The organism is Marinitoga sp. 1197 (assembly GCF_001021165.1).
In the GTDB taxonomy this organism is placed as follows: domain Bacteria; phylum Thermotogota; class Thermotogae; order Petrotogales; family Petrotogaceae; genus Marinitoga.
In genome coordinates, this window is record NZ_AZAY01000045.1 from 33,869 (window position 1) to 56,778 (window position 22,910).

23 protein-coding genes and 2 tRNA genes are annotated in these 22,910 nt (G+C 26.7%); 22 read left to right on the plus strand and 3 right to left on the minus strand.

What is annotated here, in order from left to right; genetic code table 11:
* Window positions 1-31: 31 nt before the first annotated feature.
* The 3 genes from X275_RS09490 to X275_RS09500 all read right to left on the minus strand — a co-directional run bounded on the left by X275_RS09490 (window position 32) and on the right by X275_RS09500 (window position 1,990).
* Window positions 32-108: transfer RNA gene (locus X275_RS09490), tRNA-Arg, on the minus strand.
* A gap of 20 nt (window positions 109-128) precedes the next feature.
* Window positions 129-218 (minus strand) — tRNA-Ser (locus tag X275_RS09495).
* Between the two features lie 26 nt (window positions 219-244).
* Window positions 245-1,990 (minus strand): proline--tRNA ligase, encoded by a 1,746-nt coding sequence (locus tag X275_RS09500; protein WP_047268583.1) that lies wholly within the window; start codon window positions 1,988-1,990, stop codon window positions 245-247.
* 404 nt (window positions 1,991-2,394) lie between these two features.
* Here X275_RS09500 and metG point away from each other — a divergent pair, with 404 nt between their 5' ends.
* The 22 genes from metG to X275_RS11575 form a co-directional block, all read left to right on the plus strand.
* Window positions 2,395-4,338, plus strand: coding sequence for a methionine--tRNA ligase (gene metG / locus X275_RS09505; protein ID WP_047266925.1), 1,944 nt, complete (start codon window positions 2,395-2,397; stop codon window positions 4,336-4,338).
* Between the two features lie 19 nt (window positions 4,339-4,357).
* Window positions 4,358-6,787, plus strand: a complete 2,430-nt coding sequence (gene gyrA, locus X275_RS09510; RefSeq protein ID WP_047268584.1) for a DNA gyrase subunit A — start codon at window positions 4,358-4,360, stop codon at window positions 6,785-6,787.
* Window positions 6,780-7,148: a hypothetical protein gene (locus X275_RS09515; protein ID WP_047268585.1), complete on the plus strand. Its 369-nt coding sequence runs from the start codon at window positions 6,780-6,782 to the stop codon at window positions 7,146-7,148. Before gyrA ends, X275_RS09515 begins: the two co-directional genes overlap by 8 nt.
* Before the next feature lie 17 nt (window positions 7,149-7,165).
* Complete coding sequence (locus tag X275_RS11190; protein WP_052913832.1) at window positions 7,166-7,621, plus strand: HTH domain-containing protein; 456 nt, start codon at window positions 7,166-7,168, stop codon at window positions 7,619-7,621.
* The gene (gene rpiB / locus X275_RS09525; RefSeq protein WP_047268586.1) at window positions 7,599-8,042 is read left to right on the plus strand and encodes a ribose 5-phosphate isomerase B; all 444 of its coding nucleotides are present in this window, start codon (window positions 7,599-7,601) and stop codon (window positions 8,040-8,042) included. Before X275_RS11190 ends, rpiB begins: the two co-directional genes overlap by 23 nt.
* Window positions 8,039-9,007, plus strand: coding sequence for a histone deacetylase family protein (locus X275_RS09530; RefSeq protein ID WP_047268587.1), 969 nt, complete (start codon window positions 8,039-8,041; stop codon window positions 9,005-9,007). Before rpiB ends, X275_RS09530 begins: the two co-directional genes overlap by 4 nt.
* A 10-nt stretch (window positions 9,008-9,017) precedes the next feature.
* Window positions 9,018-10,013, plus strand: a complete 996-nt coding sequence (locus X275_RS09535; protein WP_047268588.1) for a hypothetical protein — start codon at window positions 9,018-9,020, stop codon at window positions 10,011-10,013.
* Window positions 10,013-10,777: a hypothetical protein gene (locus X275_RS09540; RefSeq protein WP_047268589.1), complete on the plus strand. Its 765-nt coding sequence runs from the start codon at window positions 10,013-10,015 to the stop codon at window positions 10,775-10,777. The genes X275_RS09535 and X275_RS09540 overlap by 1 nt, the downstream gene beginning before the upstream one ends.
* On the plus strand, window positions 10,764-11,270 hold the full coding sequence (locus X275_RS09545; protein ID WP_047268590.1) for a ComEA family DNA-binding protein: 507 nt from the start codon (window positions 10,764-10,766) through the stop codon (window positions 11,268-11,270). The genes X275_RS09540 and X275_RS09545 overlap by 14 nt, the downstream gene beginning before the upstream one ends.
* A complete protein-coding gene (locus X275_RS09550) occupies window positions 11,267-12,064 on the plus strand; it encodes an epoxyqueuosine reductase QueH (RefSeq protein WP_052913834.1) in 798 nt (265 codons plus the stop codon). Before X275_RS09545 ends, X275_RS09550 begins: the two co-directional genes overlap by 4 nt.
* 9 nt (window positions 12,065-12,073) lie before the next feature.
* A complete protein-coding gene (locus X275_RS09555) occupies window positions 12,074-12,493 on the plus strand; it encodes an ATP-binding protein (RefSeq protein WP_047268591.1) in 420 nt (139 codons plus the stop codon).
* Between the two features lie 3 nt (window positions 12,494-12,496).
* Window positions 12,497-13,879, plus strand: coding sequence for a DUF342 domain-containing protein (locus X275_RS09560; protein ID WP_052913837.1), 1,383 nt, complete (start codon window positions 12,497-12,499; stop codon window positions 13,877-13,879).
* 7 nt (window positions 13,880-13,886) lie between these two features.
* Window positions 13,887-15,083, plus strand: a complete 1,197-nt coding sequence (locus tag X275_RS09565) for a hypothetical protein (protein ID WP_047268592.1) — start codon at window positions 13,887-13,889, stop codon at window positions 15,081-15,083.
* Window positions 15,076-15,759, plus strand: coding sequence for an FAD-dependent thymidylate synthase (gene thyX / locus X275_RS09570; RefSeq protein ID WP_047268593.1), 684 nt, complete (start codon window positions 15,076-15,078; stop codon window positions 15,757-15,759). The genes X275_RS09565 and thyX overlap by 8 nt, the downstream gene beginning before the upstream one ends.
* The gene (locus X275_RS09575; protein WP_047268594.1) at window positions 15,756-16,133 is read left to right on the plus strand and encodes a DRTGG domain-containing protein; all 378 of its coding nucleotides are present in this window, start codon (window positions 15,756-15,758) and stop codon (window positions 16,131-16,133) included. The genes thyX and X275_RS09575 overlap by 4 nt, the downstream gene beginning before the upstream one ends.
* Entirely contained in the window at window positions 16,117-17,064 is a 948-nt protein-coding gene (locus X275_RS09580) for a CBS domain-containing protein (protein ID WP_231588320.1), read from the plus strand. The genes X275_RS09575 and X275_RS09580 overlap by 17 nt, the downstream gene beginning before the upstream one ends.
* A 17-nt stretch (window positions 17,065-17,081) precedes the next feature.
* Entirely contained in the window at window positions 17,082-17,417 is a 336-nt protein-coding gene (locus tag X275_RS09585) for an iron-sulfur binding hydrogenase (protein ID WP_047268596.1), read from the plus strand.
* A 1-nt stretch (window position 17,418) separates the two neighbouring features.
* Window positions 17,419-18,138 (plus strand): PHP domain-containing protein, encoded by a 720-nt coding sequence (locus X275_RS09590; RefSeq protein WP_047268597.1) that lies wholly within the window; start codon window positions 17,419-17,421, stop codon window positions 18,136-18,138.
* Window positions 18,126-18,677 (plus strand): ATP-binding protein, encoded by a 552-nt coding sequence (locus X275_RS09595; RefSeq protein ID WP_052913839.1) that lies wholly within the window; start codon window positions 18,126-18,128, stop codon window positions 18,675-18,677. Before X275_RS09590 ends, X275_RS09595 begins: the two co-directional genes overlap by 13 nt.
* The gene (locus X275_RS09600; protein ID WP_047268598.1) at window positions 18,674-20,953 is read left to right on the plus strand and encodes a POTRA domain-containing protein; all 2,280 of its coding nucleotides are present in this window, start codon (window positions 18,674-18,676) and stop codon (window positions 20,951-20,953) included. The genes X275_RS09595 and X275_RS09600 overlap by 4 nt, the downstream gene beginning before the upstream one ends.
* Window positions 20,954-21,096: 143 nt before the next feature.
* Window positions 21,097-21,762 carry a hypothetical protein gene (locus X275_RS09605; protein ID WP_047268599.1) on the plus strand — a complete coding sequence of 222 codons (666 nt, stop codon included), beginning with the start codon at window positions 21,097-21,099 and terminating at the stop codon, window positions 21,760-21,762.
* 10 nt (window positions 21,763-21,772) lie between these two features.
* On the plus strand, window positions 21,773-22,910 hold a 1,138-nt coding region (locus tag X275_RS11575; RefSeq protein WP_047268600.1), incomplete at its 3' end, for a hypothetical protein.

Below are 22,910 nucleotides of genomic sequence, written 5' to 3' on the forward strand. Positions count from 1 at the left end.
AAAAAATAAAGGGCATATGCCCTTTATTTTTTGGCGTGCCCGACTGGATTTGAACCAGCAACCTTTGGATCCGCAGTCCAATGCTCTATCCAATTGAGCTACGGGCACATAAAAATTGATAAAAAAAATGGCGGAGAGGGTGGGATTTGAACCCACGGAGGGTAATAACCCTCACTTGCTTAGCAGGCAAGCGCCTTCGGCCGCTCGGCCACCTCTCCGACGCAAAACAATTATAACATGAAGATCAATCTTTGTCAATAGAATTAAGGTAAATTTTTGGGTCGTATTCGTTTAATTTTTTTTCAACAATTTCTAATAATTTATTGAAGGATTCCGATATATCAACTTCTAAAGCATTTTTTTCATATCTTAATTTTAATTCGACTTTACCATCTTTCATTTTTTTACCGATTATGATTTTCAACGGAATACCTATTAAATCAGCATCTTTAAATTTAAAACCTGGAGAAGCATCTCTATCATCGTACAAAACATCATATTTATCTTTTAATAAATTATAAATTTCTTCTGATTTTTTAACCAATTCTTTTTGTTTTATAGATACTGGTATAATTACAATTTCAAATGGAGCAATACTTCTTGGCCACATCATTCCGTAATCATCATGTAACTGTTCGACAATTGCACCTAAAGTTCTTGAAACTCCCCAGCCATAACATCCCATAATAAAAGGTTTTTGTTTTCCGTTTTCTGCTGTATAATATGCATTTAACTTTTCAGAATATTTTGTACCCAATTTAAAAACCTGCCCCACTTCTATACCTTTTATTTCTTTTAACGGAGAATTACATTTTGGACATGGTTCGCCTTTTGAAACCACTCTAATATCAACAAAATCGTCAACTTTAAAGTCTCTATTCAAATTTACATTCATATAATGAGTATCTTTTTCCATTCCACCAACAACAAAATTTTTTAAATTTTTAACGCTTAAATCAGCTATTATTTTAACATCTTTAATTCCAATAGGTCCTATAAAACCAGTTTCTACACCAAATGTACTTTTTATTTCAGCAGGTTCTCCTAAAGTTAAAGTTTGGTCCCCGAAATATGCTTTAAGTTTTGAAACATTTAATTCAAAATCCCCTCTTATTAATGCTAAAATCCAACCGTCTCTTCCTTTAAAAAGCAGTGATTTTACAATTTTATTTTTCTCAACATTCAAAAAAGATGAAACATCATCTATTGATTTGACATCTGGTGTATCCATTTTTTTAATTTCTTTAATATTTTCATTTATTTCATCGAAAACAATATTTGACTCGGCTTTTTCATCAGTTGCAGCATAGCCGCAATCGCAATAATATATAGTACTTTCACCATATTCAGCTTTTATTTGAAACTCATGAGAATTACTTCCGCCGATGGCACCAGTATCAGCTTCTACTACTAAATAATCTACGCCCAATCTCTCTAATATTTTTTCATAGGCTTTATAAAAATCGTTGTATGCCTCGTCAAGTGATTTTTCTGAATCGTGAAATGAATAAGCGTCTTTCATTATAAATTCTCTTGCTCTTAAAACACCAAACCTTGGTCTTATTTCATCCCTGTATTTATTTGCGATTTGAAATAAAGAGACTGGCAATTGTTTATATGATCTTAATTCATTTTTTATAATAGTGGTAATCATCTCTTCATGTGTAGGGCCTAATGTGAAGTCTCTATTATGCCTATCCTTTAGTTTCATCATTTCAGGTCCATAATCATCCCATCTGCCACTTTCTTTCCAGATTTCAGCGGGTTGAATAATTGGCATTAATATTTCCTGTGAACCAATTTTTTCCATTTCTTCTCGTACGATATTTTCAATTTTCTTAAGAACCTTTGTACCTAAAGGTAAGTAAGTATAAACACCGGATGCGCTTTTTCTTATAAAACCGCCTCTTATTAATAATTCGTGACTTTTAATTTCAACATCATTAGGAACTTCTTTTAAAGTTGGTGCATAAAATTTAGACATTTTCATAACAATTCCTCCTGTATTTATATTTTTTTGTTTTATTTATTTTAACATATCATTTTAAATAAAACAACTTTAGAAAGTAAAAAAAATATGAAGGTCAAAAGATATAATATGCTGTCCAAAAAGTAAAGTCGCTCAAACCTTGATTGTTAATCCTCAAAAATAGCTCATTCTCGCCGGTCGTATCAGACTCACATCCATGTTCGGCTTCACTTAATTTTGCATCCGTGCAAAATTGACCGACTTCATTCGCTATTTTTTCGGACAATCTGCGAGTTTTCGCTTGCTTTACTAATTGAACACCCTAGATATAAAAATATGACTGAAATTTTAAAAACTTCTTAATTATACTAAAGTGAGTATATGGTATAATATAAAAAAATAAAAAATTATAGGAGGTTGAGAAAGTGAAAAAATTTTATGTAACTACTCCCATATATTATGTTAATGCAGAACCGCATATAGGATCAAGTTATACAACAATAGTTGGAGATATAATAGCAAGGTATAAAAGAATGAGAGGATTTGATGTATTTTATTTAACAGGTACAGATGAACATGGTCAGAAAATAATGCAAGCTGCTAAAGCTAAAAATATAGAGCCACAGGAATTATGTGATGAATTAGCAGGGAAATTTAAAACACTGTGGGAAAAATTGGATATTACAAATGATTATTTTGTAAGAACTACAGATGAGCAGCATATGAAAACAGTTCAATATATAGTAAAAAAGATGATGGAAAATGGAGATATATACAAAGGCAAGTATGAAGGTTGGTATTGTGTGCCATGTGAAACTTATTGGACAAAGGATGAAATTGAAGAAAAGAATGGAAAGAAAATATGTCCCTCTTGTGGCAGAGAGGTGAATTGGGTAGAAGAAGAAAATTATTTTTTCAAACTTTCAAAATATAATGAACCTTTAAAAAAACATTTTGAAGAAAATCCTGATTTTGTGGAACCAGAATTCAGAAAAAATGAAATGTTGAAAATATTGGAAAGTGGATTAAAAGATTTAAGTATAACCAGGACAACTTTTAATTGGGGAGTTCAAATGCCTGATGATCCAAAACATGTAATTTATGTTTGGGTTGATGCTTTGATAAATTATGTCAGTGCTCTTGGATATCCGGAAAATAAGGAAATGTTTGAGAAATATTGGCCAGCAGACTTGCATTTAATAGGGAAAGAAATAAATAGATTTCATTCGTTAATATGGCCAGCAATGCTGATGTCAGCAGGTTTACCATTGCCTAAAAAGATTTTTGCTCATGGATGGTTAACTGTAAATGGAGAAAAAATATCAAAATCCCTTGGTAATGCAATTGATCCAAGAGTTTTAGTTAAGTCGTATGGAAATGATGTTATAAGATATTATTTAATGAGAGACATAGTTTTTGGGAAAGATGGCGATTTTTCAGAAGATAATTTAATAACAAGATATAATTCAGATTTAGTGAATGATTTAAGTAATTTAGTTCATAGAACTTTATCCATGGTTAATAAATATTTTGATGGAATTATACCACAGCTAAAAGAAAAAAAAGATGTAGATAATCAATTATTTAAATTAATAAACGAAACAGTGAAAAAGTACGAAGAAAATATGGATAAATATTTATTCACACATGCGTTGGATAATTTGTGGGAATTAGTAAGATTTACAAATAAATATATAGATTTAACAGAACCATGGTTATTGGGAAAAGATGAATCAAAAAAAGATAGATTATCAACTGTTATGTATAATTTAATGGATTCAATTAGAATTATAGCATTACTAATATCGCCAATTATGCCGGATACATCTATAAAAATATTAAAAAAATTAGCTATTGAAAATCCAGAAGAATATTTAAAAAGTGAAAATATCAAAATTGGTTTATTAGTACCAGATAGAAAAATAGAAATAGGTAATCCTATTTTCAAAAGAATAGATGTTAAGAACTGGAAAAAGGTAATAGTTATGAAAAAGGAGGAAAAAGACATGGAAGAGAAAAAGATTGAAGAAAAATTCGAAAATGTTTTGATTGATATAGAATATTTTAAGAATGTAGATTTAAGAGTTGCTGAAATAATTGAGGCAGAAAAAGTAAAAAAATCCAGAAAGTTGATAAAATTACAATTAAATTTAGGCGAATTGGGAAAAAGACAGATAGTTGCAGGGATTGCTAATTATTATGAACCAGAGAATTTAATTGGTAAAAAAATTATAATAGTAGCAAATTTAAAACCTGCAAAATTAATGGGAATAGAATCAAATGGAATGTTACTTGCAGCAAAAATAAATGACAAATTAGTATTATTAACAACAGATGGTGAGATTGAACCAGGAGCTAAAATTTCTTAATTTAGGAGGTTAAATTTTAATGAGTGATATTTTAAATAAATCTTTTGAGCAGGAATTAAAAGAGTCATACCTTTTATATTCATTAAGCGTTATAACAAGCAGAGCAATACCAGATGTTAGAGATGGATTAAAACCGGTGCAAAGAAGAATTTTATATTCAATGGATGAGTTAAATTTGCGCCATACAGCATCATATAAAAAATGTGCGCGTATTGTAGGGGAAGTAATGGGTAAATATCATCCTCATGGAGATGCTGCAATATATGATGCACTTGTAAGAATGGCACAACCATTTAGTTTAAGATATCCACTAGTAATAGGACAGGGGAATTTTGGATCTATTGATAGGGATCCGCCAGCTGCTATGAGATATACTGAAGCAAAAATGCATGAATTAGCAGAATATATGTTAATTGATATTGATAAAAATACGGTAGATATGATGGATAACTTTGATGGTTCATTAAAAGAGCCTTTAGTTTTACCAACAAGGCTACCGAATTTGTTAATGAATGGAGTAAATGGTATTGCTGTTGGTATGGCTACAAATATTCCATCTCATAATTTAAATGAACTAATTGATGGAATAAATCAATTGATAGATAATCCTGAATCAACCATAGATGATTTGATGAAATATATCAAAGGACCGGATTTACCAACTGGAGGAATTATTGTTGATGGAAATAAAATAAAAGGAATTTACGAAACCGGTAGAGGTTCTTTTCACATAAGAGCAAAATATGAGTTGGAAGAAAATAAAAATGGTATGAGTATAGTTATCAAAGAAATACCATATGGTGTTCCAAAATCAGATTTAATTACACAGATAGCAAATTATGTTACAAAACAGAAAGAAAATAAAAAAGATGTAGGAATAAAAAATATCCGTGATGAATCAGACAAAGAGGGAATCCGTGTTGTAATTGAGCTGAAAAAAAATGTAAATCCTCAAAAAATAATAAATCAGTTATTAAAGCATACATCATTACAGATTTCTTTTGCGGTTCAGATGACTGTAATTGATAAAAGAAAACCGAAAGTAATGAATTTAAAAGAAATTTTAGAAGCTTTTATAGAACACAGAATAGATGTTGTGACAAAAAGAACACAATTTGAGCTTGATAAGGCAAGAAAAAGATCTCATATTGTAGAAGGATTAATGAAAGCTTCTGAAGGTATAGAATCGGTTATAGAAATCATTAGACAGTCTGACGGTAGAGAAGATGCTATAAATAGTTTGATGGAAATAATAAATGTTACAAAAGAGCAGGCAAATGCGATTGTAGATATGAGATTAATAAGCCTTTCTAAATTGGAAGGGGAAAAACTGGAAAAAGAATATTCAGAATTAACAAAAAAAATAAAAGAAGCTATGGAAATTTTAAACAATAAAGAAAGAATGTTAGAAGTAATAAAAAAAGAATTAGAAGAAGTAAAAATGAAATTTGGTGATGAAAGAAGAACTAAAATAACAAATCAAGGATCTAAAGTAGAAGAAATGGATAATGTTGAAGAAGAAGATCTTGTAATAGTATTGACACAATGGGGATATATAAAAGCAATGAAAAGTGATGAATATAAGGTTCAAAATAGAGGTGGAAAAGGATCAAAAGCTATAAAAAAATCTGATAATGATTTTATTATCCAGGTTTTACAAACAAATAGTTTATCAAGACTTTTATTTATAACTTCAAAGGGAAAAGCTTTTGAGCTTCATGCGTATAATATAGAAAAGAGTAAAAAAGAAACTAAGGGAAAACACATAAGTTCATATTTATATTTAGATAATGATGAAAAAATAAAAACAATAATCCCAATTGAAAATGAAAAAGATATTGAGAATAAATATATTATGTTATTTACCAAAAATGGGATAGTAAAAAGAACATCATTAAAAGAATTTTCTAATATCAGGAAAAATGGATTAAAAGCGATAACAATTAGAGAAGATGATATGGTAATAGATGCTCTTATCGTGGAAGATAAGGATGAAGTATTGGTGATAAGTAAAAAAGGAATGAGTTTAAGATTTAAAGTATCAGATGTTAGACCTATGGGAAGAGCCGCCTCAGGAGTAAAATCAATAAAACTCAGAGAAAATGATAATGTAGTAAATGCTGTAAAAGTAAATGAAAACAAAAGCATGTTACTGATCACAGAATATGGATTTGCCAAACGTGTGAATTTTGAAGATTTTAGATTGCAAAATAGAGGTGGAATAGGGTTAAAATGCGTTAAAAGTACGTCGCGTATAGGAAATATAGTAAAAGCTTTAACTGTTACAGGAGAAAGCCATATAATAGTATTTACCAGATTAGGGAAAGCAATAAGAGAAGAAGTTTCTACAATATCAACATTGAGTAGATACGCAATAGGAGTTAGGGCAATTAGATTGGACAAAGAAGATATGGTTGCAGATGCTGCTGTGGTGATAGAGGATGAGTGAAGAATTAAAGCATATAGCAGATATGATGTTTGAAATATCAGGAAAAAACACAAAAGAAATTTTAGAGGATTTTTTTGATTCATTAAATAAAATTTTTAAACCGTTAGTTGGTGGTTTGGAAAGTGAGTATAATTATTACATTAATCAAAAAGATATAGATGATATAATATTTGATATAGGAAATTATTCTTTAAATAAAATAAAAGAAAATCAATTTCCTTCAAAAGTAGCCGTAGGAAAAGATCAGATAAAAGTATATTATTCTAAAATAATTGAATTAAGAAATAATGTAGAAATAAAAGGGGTAGTATACCCAGAAGTTTTGAACAAGGAGAAATTAAGAGTAATATTTGATGTATAAGGAGAAATAAAAATTTTATGAAGGAAATTACAGAAAAGCAAAAAAAAATCTTAGAATATATAGAATTTTATATCAAATTAAGGGGATATCCTCCATCTATGAGAGAAATAAAAGAATATTTTGAGTTGAAAAGCGTTTCAACGGTTTATTCTCATTTAAAATCTCTTGAAAAAAAAGGAGTTATAGAATTATCTGGAAAATCTCGAGGTATAAAAATTATACGTAAAGGGAATTCTGGTATTATAGAAATTAATGGTGAATACAAAAAAGGAAAAATTGAGTTATATAGTAAACCTAGATATATAGAATGTATTTCTGAAATTAAATTGGTTAGTTCAGCAAAAATATTAAACCTTATTTCAAAGGACGATTCAGGAGAAGACATCATTTTAATATTTAATGAAAAATTAAAAATTATAGGAAAAATATTGATAAAAGAGGTGATTGAAGATGAAAATAGTAATAGGTTCTGATCATGCAGCTTATAAAATGAAAGAACATATAAAAGAATATTTAAAGAATAAAGGAATTGAAGTTATAGATGAAGGTCCATACTCAGAAGATAGAGTGGATTATCCAATATATGCAAAAAAAGTGTGTGAAAAAGTTGTTAACAAAGAAGCAGATTATGGAATTTTAATGTGTGGAACAGGGCTTGGGATGTCTATTGCAGCAAATAAAGTTAAAGGAATAAGGGCTACTTTGGCTTATTATCCAAAAATGGCAGAACTTGCAAGACAACATAATAATGCTAATGTGTTGGTATTGGGCGGTAGAACAATGGGGTTTGAACTTGCAGAATGGACTGTAGATACATTTTTAGAAACGTCTTTTGAGGGAGGGAGACACGAAAAGAGAATTAATCTCATTTCCGAAATGGAGGAAAATTTATGAAAATAGTTTATGATCCAAGACATGTTTTTTATTCTCCTAAAAGTGAATTTGATGGATTTAAATTAATTGAAAACATGGATAAGCCCGGTAGAATAGAATCAATAAAAGAAGTATTACAATTAAAATATGGTGATATTGTTATAGGGGCAAAAGATTTTCCGCGATCGTATTTATATTTTGTTCATTCATCTGATTATATAAATTGGTTGAAAGAAAAACAATATACTTTAGAAAATAATCAGGAATATTTTCCCAGAATGTTTGGATATGACTTTTGTATAGATACAAAAACACCTGTTAGCAAAAACACATTTGAAATGGCATGGATAAGTGCAAAATGTAGTTTAACAGGTGCGACCTTAATGCTTGAGGGGGAAGAATTGGTATATTCTTGTTCCAGACCCCCGGGGCATAATGCCGGGCTATCATATTGTGGAGGGGGATCATACTTTAACAATGCAGCTCTTGCAACGCGATATCTCCAAAAAAACGGCGATATATATATAGCAATCCTTGATCTGGATTTTTATGCAGGTAATGGTACGCAGGAAATTTTTTATGAGGATAATACTGTTTTGACTATTAGTATTCATGGAAATCCATCAATACATTATCCTTATGTTTCAGGTTTTGAATGGGAAATTGGCGGAAAAGATGGAAAGGGTTATAACATTAATTTCCCTTTAAAAGATAATATAAACGGAAGAGTATATTTACGTGTTTTAGAAAAAGCACTACTTGAAATAGAAGATTTTGATCCGGACTTTATTATAATCCCTTTTGGTAGCAATACGCATGAAAAAGATATTTCAACATCATTTAAATTAAAGGATGGAGATTACAAAGAAATGGGAGAAATGTTATCATATTTAAATATACCAAAACTAATAATTCAAGAAGGAGGTTTTAATTCTCAAATAAATGAAAAAGTTATAAGTAATTTGTTTGACGGATTGAATATTTGAGGTGACCAAATTGAAAAAAACTTTTTTTGAAATAGATGATATACAAAATGTTGAAATTATAATTGATTATAATCATTTTAAAAAATATATCAATGACAAAAAATATAATAATTATATAATTTTTGACAAGAAAATAGAGTTAATAAATAAATTAAATATTAATAATGCAATATCCTTGATTGGAAATGAAAGTTTAAAAAGTTTAGATAAATATCTGACCTTAATATTAAAGCTTTCGGAATATGAAATAAATTCTGTGAATATTTTTGGTGGGTATAGTGTTTTAGAATTTTCTGGATATATTCTTGAAAATTTAGGTATTAAAAAGTATAATTTTTTTCCGACTACAATAAGTTCTGCTATAATGCTTCCAATTAAGGGAGAATTTTTTTTAAATTTTAATTGGAAAAAAGATTATTTAATTCAAAAGGGATATCCGAATAAAATAATTATAGATACTATATTATTTGAAACACTCTCTAATCAGGAAGTAAAAAATATGTTTGTTATACCATACATAATAGGAAAAATACTAAATTCAAAAATTTCCAAACTCGCATTGAATTATTCGAAAATGAATTTTTCAGATATAGATTTACAAGATTTTATTTTTTATTCTTTAAAACAATGGACATATTATATAAAAAATGAACATAAAAATTTTCCAGGCGAAACAATAATAAAGTTATTTTATAATAAAAAATCCGGGTTTAACAAAAATTATACTCAAATTTTCGCAATAAGTTTTATAATCGAACTATATATATCATGGTATTATGGCTTTTTAGATTTTGAAACGTTTGAAAAAATTGAAAAAGAAATTATAAATAATTTTAATGTTCCATATAAATTGATTGAGCACATAGATTTTAAGGAATTTTATTGTAATAACAATTTTGCTCTTTTTACATCATCTGGAAAGATTATCGAATATATGATTCCATATGATGAATTAAAAAATATTTTAAAAGAAGTAAGGGAATATTTTAGAGGTGGATATTTGTGATGAGAAGACAACAAAAAAATTGGACTTTGATTGTGATTACCATATTATTAATAATAATTCCAACAATATTGGCCATAACTACCTCATATACGTTATATTTAAAATATAAAATAAGAAATCTTGAAATCAAGATTAATGAATTAAAAAAAGTACCGGATACTAAAAAAACTGAAAATAATAAATTAAAAAGTAATTTAAATGAAGATTTAAATATTGTTGAAATAGAAAAATTTCTTAATATAAAACCAAAAGGTATAATAGAAAAAGAAAAAGTAGATATGTATTATTTAATAAAAAAAGCAAAAAGTAGTTTTCAAAATTCGGAAAATGGAGGAATTAAATTATTAAATGAAAAAGAAGCATTTTTTCAAAGTATTGATTCTTTAGAACATGAAAAAAAATATTTTTTAACAAAAGTAGCAACAAATTTATATTCTTTTTATTCAGAATCATTTAATTTTGGAATACAAAAGGTCTATACAGTTCAACTGAGACTGTACTTAACAGAAGAGGATGCGTTTTTTACGGCTTTGACTTTACGTAATGCAGGGTTGCCGGTGTTTGTATATAGAGGAAGATTTAAAAATAGTGGTAAAAATTATTTTGCTATTTGTTCTGGATTGTTTTCAGAAATTGAAAATGCAAAGAAATATTTGAAAAGAATAGATGAAAAGAAAATATTACAACTTACAGGACTAAGTGTTAAAGATAGATTTTTAAAAAGTTTTGAATTAGTTGGGGAAAATGAAAATGAGAATGAATAAAGTAATTATAGTTATAATTATTTTTTTAATAGCATTATTAATATATTTGTTTAATAATGAGGAAAGTAGAGATATACAGTATAGTAAATATGAAAAAATTGATTTATCGAATTTCACAATAGATGAAATTGTTAAAATTCCTGGAATTGGGATAAAAAAAGCAACTGAAATAAAAAAATATGAAGAGGAATATGGCTTTAATTCTATTGAAGATTTGAAAAAAGTTCCTGGAATTGGGGAGAAAACATATCAAAAAATAAAGAAATATTTTTATATATCTCAAAATATATATATATTAAGAACAGTTGAGAAAATAAATTTAAATACAGCTTCATATGAAGAATTAATAAAATTACCTGGAATTGGAGAAAAGAGTGCTAAAAAAATAATAAATTATAGAAAAATAAAAAGAATTGAAAATCTGGAAGAATTAAGAAAAATAGGAATTAACAGTTCTCAAATAAAACAAATAAAGGGAGTTGTTGAATTTTGAAAATATTTTTACATGTTTGTTGTGCTCCAGATTTAGTATTAGCTCATAAAAAATTAAAGAAAAACAATATAGAATATACAACTTTTTTTTATAATCCAAATATATACCCATTTGAAGAATATGAAAGAAGATATGAGGCCTTTTTAAAATTGAAAGGAATGTGGAATTTCGACGAAAAGTCAATAGATTATAACCATAAAGAATTTTTAGATTCTATGGAAAATGTTGATGTGAAAAACGAACAAAAAAGATGTTATAAGTGTATGTATATGAGAATGGAGAAAACAGTTATTGAAGCTAAAAAAAATGGATATGAAATATTCTCAACTACCTTATTATCCAGTCCAAGAAAAAATCATGAAGATATAAAAAATATTGCTAAAGAGTTAGAAAAAAGATACAACATAAAGTTTTATTATAACAATTTTAGATCAAATAATGCAATTTCAGAAGGAGCAAAATTTTGTAAAATAAATAATATATATAGGCAACAATATTGTGGATGTGAATATTCCTTAATAGAAGCAGAAAATATCAGAAAAAAATCCTTAGAAAAAAGAAAAAAACTATTATCCAAAATGCTTGATTTTGATTTTACAGAATTAATGAATAAAGATTTGCTGAAAATTCCAGAAGATTTATATCCTGGATATCTTTATGAATATGGAATAGAAGTATTAAAATATTTAAAACCAAAGATTATAATAATGCGAAGAGAAATAGCGAAAGATTTTAATATAAAAAACGGAAGAAACAAAATAGGAAACTGGAAATCAAAAATTATAATTGTTTAGGGGGATATTATGAAAAATTTAGAAAATATTGAATTAAAAATAATGAGCAGAACAAAGTATATAAAAATTCTTAGAGAAGCAATGAAATACTTTTTAAAGTTAAATGATTATAACGAAGAAGAGCAAATATTCTTTATGGAACTTGCTTTAAATGAAGCTGTGGCAAATGTAATAGAACATACTTACAAGTTTGACGAGAATAAGGAAATTTTTATAAAATTTGAAATCGTAAATGAAATTTTTAGTGTTTATATCCGCGATTTTGGTGAGAAAATCGACAAATCCAGCGTAAAATCCAGAGATCTTGAAGATATAAAAGATCATGGTCTGGGAGTTCATATAATAACTCAGGTTTTTGATGAAATGATGTGGAAAGATATAAATGAAGAAGGTAATTTATTGGTACTAAAAAAGAATTTGGGGGACTGAAAAATGGCTATAACCAAAATAAAGGTGTCTGAAGATAAACTTAGAGCATATATGACTTTAATATATGATGGGAGAATTCCTACTGATGGTGAGTTATTAAAAACTCTTCAAACAGCTGGAATAAGACACGGTATAAAATATGACATTTTAAGAAGTTTGGCTCTAAATCCGACATACAATGAATCTATAGTTGTAGCAGAAGCAACAATGCCTGAAAAAGGAGAACCAGGTTATGTTGAATTGTATAAATTAGAAAAAGAAAAGAAAGAAATAAAAAATAATGAAAAGATAGATTTCAGAGAATTTGCTAAAAATATTGTAACGGTAGAAATAGGTGAAAAGATAGGAATTATACATCCGCCAAAATTAGGAAAGCCTGGGAAAGATGTATATGGAGAAGAAATTCCAGGTCTTCCAGGAAATCCTGCAAAGGTTGTGTTGGGGAAAAATGTTGAAAAAGATGAAGAAGGTAATATTATAGCTACATCATCAGGAGAATTGAGAATAAATAAGGATATAGATAGTACTGTACATATAGAAATAGAAGAGGTATACGAAATTAGAGGAGATGTTGATTTTAATACAGGAAATATACAATTTCCGGGTAAAGTTATAATAACAGGTTCAGTAAGGCCTGATTTTATCGTTGAAGCAGAAGGAGATATTGAAATATATGGAGAAGTGGAGCTAGCTAAAGTATTTTCTAAAAAAACTATAAAAGTTAATGGTATAAAAGGTGGAAATAAAGGATATATAAAGGCCAAAAATATAATTGCAAAATTTGCAGAAAATGCTATTTTAGAAGCAGAAGAAAAGATTCAAATAGATAAGGCAATGATTAATTGTAAAGTTCTTTCTGCAGAAGAAGTAATATTGGATGGATATAATAGCAGAATTTTAGGAGGGCATATAAAAGCATTAAATAAAGTAGAAGCATATTATCTTGGAAGTCCAATGGGTGTTTCTACAGAAATAGATGTTGGAGTTGATCCAAAGTTATTTGAAGAATATACAACTCTAATTGAAATCACCAAAAGAGATACTACAGAATTAAAAGCTATAACCCCTCAAATCAATTCTTTATTGAAAAAAATAAAGCAGATGAAAATAAAAAATGAATCAGTGTTATATTTAAAAAAATTAATAGATAGAGCGACAACTATAAAAAGTAGAGTTGAAGAAAATAGAAAAAAAATAGTTAAATTAAAAAAAATAATTGAAGAGTCAAAAAGTTCGGGAGTGGTTATTGCAAGAAAAATGTTATATCCAGGAGTTATTATAAGAATTAATAATAGAATGTTAAATCCTGAAAAAGGGTTAAGTAATGTTCAACTAATGAATATAGATGATGAAATAAAAATTTATGCATATGTTCAGGGGGAATAAAAACGTTATGAAAAAATTTAGAATATTAATAATTGTTATAATGATATCTATTACAACGATATTCAGCGAAGATATAGGAAAATTTTATATAAAAACCTTTGATTCTGATAAAATGATTAATTATAACAAAATAAATATAAAAATATTTGGATATTTAAAGAAATATTTAGAAACGGGATATAGCGGATATTTAAAATCTGCTAATGAATTAAGGGTTACTTATAATAACGAGTTAGATATAGTGGAAAAAAAAGTTTTTGATACGATGTCTTCTATAAATCATCAAACTACAATTGAGCCAATAAAAAGGTTTGAGGAATTAAAAATAAGATATCCTGAATCATTGCTAATAAAAAGCTTACTTTTAGAATTTGAATATAGCCAGTGGTTAATTACAGGAGATCCCAAGTTGGCTAAAATAATATTAAATAAAATTAAAGATATTGAAAATATAATGGGGGAAGCCCCATTTACCGTTTATTATAAAGCTAATTTTTTATATAAGTCCAATATATATGGAGATAAAAAAGAAGCTTATAATATTATAAAAAAAGGTGTTTTGGAGTTTCCGGATAATAAAAAAATAGTTGAAACATTTTTGATAATATCAAGTCAATTAAAAAAGGAAAAAGAGGATAAAGAAATTTTTGAAAAAATAGCTAGAATTTATTTAAAAGAACCTGAAAACAAAGAAAATATATTATTATTAATTGCAAAATATTTTTTTGAAATTGGTAATAAAGATTTTGCAAAAGAAATATTAACTGAAAGAATTCTTAGTAATTCAAGAAATGCGGGAATATTATTTTTAACATATGAATTATTAGGGGATTATGCAGATACAAATATTCAGAAAATGAACTATTATCAAAAAGCATTAAAATATAAATCCGAAAGTTCAAGGGTAATGTCAAAATGGGCGTTATCAATGTTAAAAGTTGATCGAGAAAAATATAAAACATTGGCAAGAATTGCCTTAAACAAAGCTGTGACATTGGATGAAAATATATCAGAAGAAGCTAAGAAAGCACTTTCTGACTTAAGAACAGAAGTAAAAATAGAAGTGTTTTTAAACTATGTTTTACCAATAATATTATTTATTATAATTTCAATAAGCATTTTAATTTATTATGAAAAAAGAAAAGAAAGAAAAGAAAAAGATTTTCTTTTAAAAGTTAGTAAAGAAGGTGAGGATAATGAATGAAAAAAAGGTTCTGGATAAAGGATTTATAAAATTAATAGATATACTTGGTGATGATAAAGCAGCGGTAAGAGCTGCAAGAGTTTCATATGGAAAAGAATTATCTGATAATAATAGAGATAAGAAATTAATTTTCTATTTAATGGAGCATAAGCATCACAGCCCATTTGAGCATCAGGTTTTTACATTTCATGTAAAAACACCTATTTTCATTGCAAGGCAGTGGATGAGACATAGAATAGGAAGTTATAATGAAATTTCACGTAGGTACACAACTAAATATTCAGAAGAATTTTATATTCCGGATCACATAAGAATACAGGATACTAAAAACAAACAGGGATCAATAAAAACAAATGATGCTAAATTATTTGATGAAGCAATAAATATAATAGGAGATTTTTATAATAAAGCATATGAAAATTATAAAAAATTATTGAATATGGGTGTCTCCCGTGAAATGGCAAGAATGGTTTTGCCTGTTGGACAATACACACAATTTTATTGGACGGTAAACACACGAAGTTTAATGAATTTTTTAAATCTTAGAGCAGATTCCCATGCTCAATGGGAGATACAACAATATGCAATAGTATTGGCTAAAATATTTAAAGAAAAATTGCCTTGGACATATGAAGCATTTTTAAAATTTGAATATAGAGGAGATTTATTAATATGAGATTGATAAAAATCGCTAAAATGTTAAATGCAAGATTTTTACACATGCCTGATAATTATGAAAATATTGAAATAACCCATGCTGGTGCATCAGACTTAATGAGTGATTTTTTGGCTTTTTCAAAAACAAACATGTTAATAATAACAGGTTTAGCAACACCTCAGACGTTGACAACTGCTTCAGTTATTGAAGCAAGTGCTGTTTTATTCGTTAGAGGAAAAGTAATTCCTCAAAAATTTTTAAAAATAATTGAAGAATGTGAAATTCCTATTTTAACAACAGATTACTCTATGTATTATACATGCGCAAAATTACACGAATCTGGAATAAAAGACGCAATGGAAACTGATAAGGCTGATGAAAATGAAAAATAAAAATAAAGAAAGTAAACTACTGGAAAAAATTCTAGAGATGTTTTCTGATACAAAAATTGGAGAAATAATGACTTCACCAGTTATTGTTGTTACTCCAGAAACTTCTATAAAACAGGTAAAAAATATAATGAAAATAAAAAAAATATCGGGATTGCCAGTTGTCAAAAAAGGATTGAAAATAGAAGGTATTATAAGTATAGAAGATATAATTAATGTATTGGAGAAAGGTAATTTAAAAGATCCGGTGATGAAATGGATGACGGAAGAGGTTAAAGTATTAAATGAAGAAGATACTTTGGCAGATTTTATACAAATCTCTAAAAAGTATAATTTTGGAAGATATCCGGTAATAAATGATGAAAAAAAAGTTATAGGTATAGTTACAAAATACGATATTATATCGTGGTTGTTTAAAAAACTTGGGACTATATATATTCATGATAACAGAAGAGAAAAAATATTAGATCAGGAATATATCTCTAAATTAACAGATGAAATATTAGATGATAAAAAAATATCGTTTAAATTTGAAATAGACTATAATGATATACAGAAAATTGGAATAGGAGCAACAAAATTAAAAAGTTTTTTAAAAAATAAAAGTATAGATGAAAAACTAATTAGAAAGATTTCTATATCAACCTATGAAGCAGAAGCAAACGTAGTTATACATTCCAACTCATATGGTGAAATATATTGTTGGATTTTTGAAGATAATATAAGATTATTAATTAAAGATTATGGAAAAGGAATTGAGAATGTTGAATTAGCAATGCAAGAAGGATTTTCTACAGCTTCTGAGGATGTCAGATCTCAGGGTTTTGGAGCTGGAATGGGACTGCCTAATATGAAAAGGTTTTCAGATAAAATGACAATAATTTCAGAAAAAGGAAAAGGAGTAATAATTGAAATGTTATTCTATAAAGATTAAAACAACGGGGTGAAAAAATGAAATTGTCAAAAATATTAAAAAATGAATATGTTGAAAAAGTATATATATTTAATGAAAATGTTGAAATAAAAAATGGATATATAGGGGATTTGCTCAGTGAAATAATGCGTAACGCCCCTGCTTGCTCAATATGGTTAACCCATCAAACACATCCGAATATTGTAGCAGTAGCTTCTATTGTTGAAGCAAACACAATAATAATACCAGAAGGATTTGAATATGAAGAAGAAACTATAGAAAAAGCAAAAGAGAATCAAATAAATCTATTAAAAAGCAAATACGATATATTTAAAACTGCAGGAATAATATATAATGAATTAAGAGAGGAATAAAATGGCAGAATTTTATGGAAATTTTCATATACATACTGTAATTTCTCCATGCGCAGATATAACAATGACACCTGACATTTTTCTGGAGTATTTAAATGGAATTAATTGGATTTCAATAACAGATCATAATACAGCAAGGCATATAAGACTATATTCAGAGACTTTAAAAAGAACAGATATAAAAGTTATACCTGGAATAGAAGTTACAACAAAAGAAGAAGTACATATTTTAGTTTATTTTGAAAACATAGAAGATACAGAAGAATTTGGTGAAATTATAGAAAAACATTTAATAATAAAAGATTATGATCAGGAAAAATTCGGATATCAGATTTTGTGTGATGAAAAAGGTGAATTTAAAAAAATAATTGAAACTCCATATTTTGGAAGCGCTACAAATCTATCTATAGAAAAAATATATAAATTATCTAAAAAATATAACTCGTTATTTATTCCGGCACATATTTTCAGATATAATGGGTTAATAACAAATCTGGGTATTCCACCGGAAACCATAAATCTGGATGCTGTTGAAATAAAATCAGAAGAAGAAATGGAAAAAGCTAAAAAATTTGGGTTCCAGAAATTTATTATTAATACAGATGCGCATATACCATATCAACTAAAACCATCGTGTAAAATAATTGCAAATAAAAGGAATTTTCATAATTTTAAAAAAGCTATATATGAAAGTAAGGTGATACCTATTTGGCAACATTGAGAACTATTAGTGATCATATACTGGATATATGTGAGAATGCGATTAAATCTGGAGGAGATAACGGATATTTAGTAATAATTGAAACAAAAGATATATTTAGATTTTGTATAGCGGATAATGGAAAAGGAATGAGTGAAGAAGAGATAAAAAAAGCACTTGATCCATTTTATACAACTAAAAAACAAAGAAAGAAAAAATTTGGTCTTGGGTTGGCTTTTTTGAAATATTCAGCTGAGATAACAAGAGGATATTTTAAAATATATTCTAAAAAAAATAAAGGAACTACAGTTATAGCGGGATTTAATTTAAAACACATAGATTGTCAACCAATTGGAAATATAACAGAAATGTTATTAAATCTTCTAAATAGAAGTAATGGATTTTCATGGAAAATAACAAGATTTTTCTTAAAAAACGGATATAAAATAGAAACAAAATATTTGAACGAAAACTTTGATATAACAAATCCAAGAGAATTATTTGTAATAAAAAAATATATAATGGAGTTAGAAAAAGAAATTAGGGAGGTAGTTAAATGAAAAAAAAGTTACTATTGCTTGTAGTTTTAAGCCTTTTTATCAATATTTTTTCATTAATGACAGTAGAAAAAGTTATCTTTGAAAGTACAAATGGAAAAATATCATTTATTGAAAATGAATTAAAAAAGGTATTATCAGAATATGATATAACAGATAATTCATTAGTTGGTGATATAGATATAAAACTGGCTATAGATAATATTCAAAAAAAATATCCGTATTTTTCATCTATTTCATACAATTATTTAGAAGATGAAAAAGAGCTAAAATTTATATTTAAATTGAATCCTGAAGTTGCAAACGTTAAATTTAAAGTATTAGGAGATAAATTGCTGGATTTATCTAAAATAGCGACAAAGGTATATACAGAAAAAAACAAACCTTTAAATATAAATGAATATAAAAAAGGATTAGAAGAAATAAAGAAATATTATAATAAAAATGGTTATATGTATATAGAAGTATTCAGCAATATAAAATTAAATGCAGATGGAATAACATTAGAGGCAACAAAAATAAATTCTAAAATGGAATCAGATAAAAATACTCTGGTTTATGTCATAAAAGAATATGATTTATGGGATATAGAATTAGATGGAGAAATAAAACAAATAGATAAAAAAGAATTAAAAAAGGTATTTGGATTTAATTTTAGAAAAGATTGGGAAGATAAATTTTTCTTATTCAGATCAGATGTAAAAGAAACTTATCCTAAAATTGAAGATATTCAAAGAATATTTCAGTCATTACAACAGCTTCCGTATTTTTCTAAAGATACAAAAATATCTATAAAACCTATAAATATTGAGAAAACACCAGGTGGAGATTTAACAATAGTTTTATCCGGAAATTTAAGAAAAATACTTGAAAAACCATCTTTGATAAAAGAAATAGATATTGATGGAAATGAGAGTATTCAAAAATTTGAAATTTTGGATAAATTGAAACAATCTAAAATTTCTGAAAATTCAACAATTACAAACATCGAGATATTAAATAGCTTAAAAAATTTAAAAAATTATTATAATACATTAGGATATCCATTTATCAATATAAATGCAGAGTATAAATCAAAAAAATTAACATATAAAATAATAGAATATAAAGTTGGAGAAATAACTATAAACGTTAATCCAGAGAAGAAAACAAAAGATTATTTGATAAAACCAGCAATAAAATTAACTTCAGGTAAAGTTATAAAAACAAAGGATATGCAGGATACATATTATGCATTATCAGGAACGGGATTTTTTGAAAAAGTTAATATATATCCTTATAATCAAATTAGAGATAAAGTGGATTTTAAAATAGACATTACCGAGAAAAATAAACCAGGGAAATTTGTTGGAGGAGTAACATATACAATGCCAGAAAATGCACCATGGTATATGGGATTTCTTGGCCAAATAGAACTTCAGTGGGCTAATCCGCTTGGATTTGGACAGACATTTAACATCTCGACCAATATTAATCCGTTATCCAACACGTATATTTTTAATGGAGGATATGGAATAAAGAATTTATATGGTTCTAAGTTTTCATTTAACACAAACCTACAATATGGAATATATGATGAAAATATTGGAATACCTCAAGAAAATATAAGTGGAGAAGCAACAGTTTCAAATAAAATATCTTTTTCTGTATCTCCTAATTATAATATAGATGATTTTAATAATCTAAATATGAATTTTAGTTATTCTGAAACAAAATTTAATTCGAATACTATTTTACAAAAAAAACAAATAAGTGGCGGAATCGGATATACATATTCGCGACTTGATTATCCATATAGACCTTATAATGGGCTATATAACAATGTTCAGATATTTGGTGGATTGAATACACTAAATACCAGTGAATATTATTATGGTGGATATATGGAAAATAAAATTTTCAAAACGTATTATAAATTCACTCTTGCAAATAGGTTTAAATTAGGTTATGTGAAAGATGATTTTGATTTATATGATTATTATTTAGGTGGAATGTATACTATTAGGGGATATGATTTTTCAACCAGAACAGGAAATATTATGGCATTAAATAATACAGAAATTCAATATCAATTGAATAGAGAGAACATCCCCGTTGATATATATTTATTTTTTGATATGGGAAATGCAAATAATGTGGATTTAACAAAAGAATATTTATGGTCATATGGAATAGGTGTGAAATTAACATTACCAATGATTGGTCCAATTCGATTTGAAGGGGTATTTGATACAAATAATAAATTTAAATGGACATTTGGTTTTGGTCCTGTATTCTGATAAAAGGGCAATTATGCCCTTTTTTTTATACAATAATAGATTATAGTATTTATTAAGATAGCATATATTGATGAAAAAACTTAAAAATTTTGAAAAAATTTGATATACTATACATTGAATAAAAATCAAAAGGAGTGAAAAACGTGGCTAAAGATAAAGAAAAAAAATCTGGAAGATTAAAAAGACTGATTTCCTTATTTTTTTGGTCAACATTTATAACTTTAATAATAATTTCTCTCGTTTACATTAATTTTGAATTTAATAGATTAAAAATATTAAATCTTAGTATAGATAAGGATTGGAAAAGTTTTGTGGCATATATGCTGCAAAAAGTTCCTGTTCTTAAAGATAAAGTGAAATATGAGTATTTAGATGTAGGAAATGCATACATTATACAAGAAAAATTAATTGATGAAAGATTAAAAGAGTTGGATTTGAAAAGTGAGCAAATAAAAAATCAATTGGAAGAATTGAAAAAACTTTCAATTCAAATTCAAAATGATTCAAATAAATTGGAAGAAGCAAAAAAAGTATTTGAAAATGAAAAAAAAGTATTTGAAGAAGAAAAAAAGGTTTTTGAAGATTATAAATATAGAATTAATAAACTTGCAGAATGGTTTGCCTCCTCGACTCCTGCAAATATAGCAGTAGCTTTATCAAGGGATGAAGTGAGTATTGATTTAATCGTAAATGCTTTACTTATATTACCTTCTGATACAGCAGCGGAAATAATACAGGCTTTAGCCCAAATTAATCCAACAAAAGCTGCAAATGTTATTTCCAAAATAGGGGAGGTGAAAAGTAAATAGGAGGGAAAAAATGACAATGAATTTATTAATATCAAAAGTTTTTAATGACAAAGTTAATGTCGAACAAAACAAAAAAATAGAAAAAATCACGAATTCGAAAAAATTTAATATTAATGAATATATAGTTAATAATAAAAATAATACATTAGAAAAAAAGAATAATATACTTATAAAGAAACTTTCAATTAGTATAAAAAAAATCTACTTACCAAAAAAATCTTCTAATAAAATAAAAAAAATTCCATTAGGGAAAACCTTAAAACCTATACAAAAAAACTTCAAATTTAAATCTTTCAGTGTGAACTTTATGAAAAAAAATAATAATGTTAAAAATTTCAATAATGGTAAATTAAAAACTTCCAGAAAAGTTTTTCTGGAAAGTGTTGTTTTTTCAAAAAATTCCAAAAAAAGAAATAAAATAATAAAAGAATTAATAGAGAGAGAAAATAGATTGCCAGAAAGAATAAAAAAAGAAGTAAAAGAAATAAAAGAAATGATAAAAGCGGGAAAGAATGAAAAAAAAGACTTCGAATTAATAAAAGAAATAAAAGTGGAAAATGAAGAAAAAAAAGGACAAAAAGAAAGAATAGAAACAAAGGAAATATCGGCAACAAAGGGAGTGAAAAATAAAAAAACAGAAACAAAAGTAAAAAACACAGAGGAAATAAAAGGAAAGATAAATAAAATAATAAAAGAATTAATAGAAAAAGAAAAGGAATTACCAGAAAGAATAAAAAAAGAAGTAAAAGAAATAAAAGAAATGATAAAAGCGGGAAAAAACGAAAAAACAGATTTTAAATTAATAAAAGAAATAAAAGTGGAAAATGAAGAAAAAAAAGGACAAAAAGAAGGAGTAAAGATAAAAGAAATATTGGCAACAGAAGAGATAAAAAATAAGAAGGTAGAAACAAAAGTAAAAAACACAGAGGAAATAAAAGGAAAGATAAATAAAATAATAAAAGAATTAATAGAAAAAGAAAATGAATTACCAGAAGGAATAAAAAAAGAAGTAAAAGAAATAAAAGAAATGATAAAAGCGGGAAAAAACGAAAAAAAAGACTTCGAATTAATAGAAGAAGTAAAAGTAGAAAATAAAGTAGAAAATGAAGAAAAAAAAGGACAAAAAGAAGGAGTAAAGATAAAAGAAA

Bases quoted from the DNA above. Each gene is read 5' to 3' on its own strand.
- X275_RS09500 (WP_047268583.1), bottom strand. From the start codon at position 1,990: ATGAAAATGTCTAAATTTTATGCACCAACTTTAAAAGAAGTTCCTAAT.
- gyrA (WP_047268584.1), top strand. From the start codon at position 4,358: ATGAGTGATATTTTAAATAAATCTTTTGAGCAGGAATTAAAAGAGTCA.
- X275_RS09515 (WP_047268585.1), top strand. From the start codon at position 6,780: ATGAGTGAAGAATTAAAGCATATAGCAGATATGATGTTTGAAATATCA.
- X275_RS11190 (WP_052913832.1), top strand. From the start codon at position 7,166: ATGAAGGAAATTACAGAAAAGCAAAAAAAAATCTTAGAATATATAGAA.
- rpiB (WP_047268586.1), top strand. From the start codon at position 7,599: ATGAAAATAGTAATAGGTTCTGATCATGCAGCTTATAAAATGAAAGAA.
- X275_RS09530 (WP_047268587.1), top strand. From the start codon at position 8,039: ATGAAAATAGTTTATGATCCAAGACATGTTTTTTATTCTCCTAAAAGT.
- X275_RS09540 (WP_047268589.1), top strand. From the start codon at position 10,013: ATGAGAAGACAACAAAAAAATTGGACTTTGATTGTGATTACCATATTA.
- X275_RS09545 (WP_047268590.1), top strand. From the start codon at position 10,764: ATGAGAATGAATAAAGTAATTATAGTTATAATTATTTTTTTAATAGCA.
- X275_RS09555 (WP_047268591.1), top strand. From the start codon at position 12,074: ATGAAAAATTTAGAAAATATTGAATTAAAAATAATGAGCAGAACAAAG.
- X275_RS09560 (WP_052913837.1), top strand. From the start codon at position 12,497: ATGGCTATAACCAAAATAAAGGTGTCTGAAGATAAACTTAGAGCATAT.
- X275_RS09565 (WP_047268592.1), top strand. From the start codon at position 13,887: ATGAAAAAATTTAGAATATTAATAATTGTTATAATGATATCTATTACA.
- thyX (WP_047268593.1), top strand. From the start codon at position 15,076: ATGAATGAAAAAAAGGTTCTGGATAAAGGATTTATAAAATTAATAGAT.
- X275_RS09575 (WP_047268594.1), top strand. From the start codon at position 15,756: ATGAGATTGATAAAAATCGCTAAAATGTTAAATGCAAGATTTTTACAC.
- X275_RS09580 (WP_231588320.1), top strand. From the start codon at position 16,117: ATGAAAATGAAAAATAAAAATAAAGAAAGTAAACTACTGGAAAAAATT.
- X275_RS09585 (WP_047268596.1), top strand. From the start codon at position 17,082: ATGAAATTGTCAAAAATATTAAAAAATGAATATGTTGAAAAAGTATAT.
- X275_RS09590 (WP_047268597.1), top strand. From the start codon at position 17,419: ATGGCAGAATTTTATGGAAATTTTCATATACATACTGTAATTTCTCCA.
- X275_RS09600 (WP_047268598.1), top strand. From the start codon at position 18,674: ATGAAAAAAAAGTTACTATTGCTTGTAGTTTTAAGCCTTTTTATCAAT.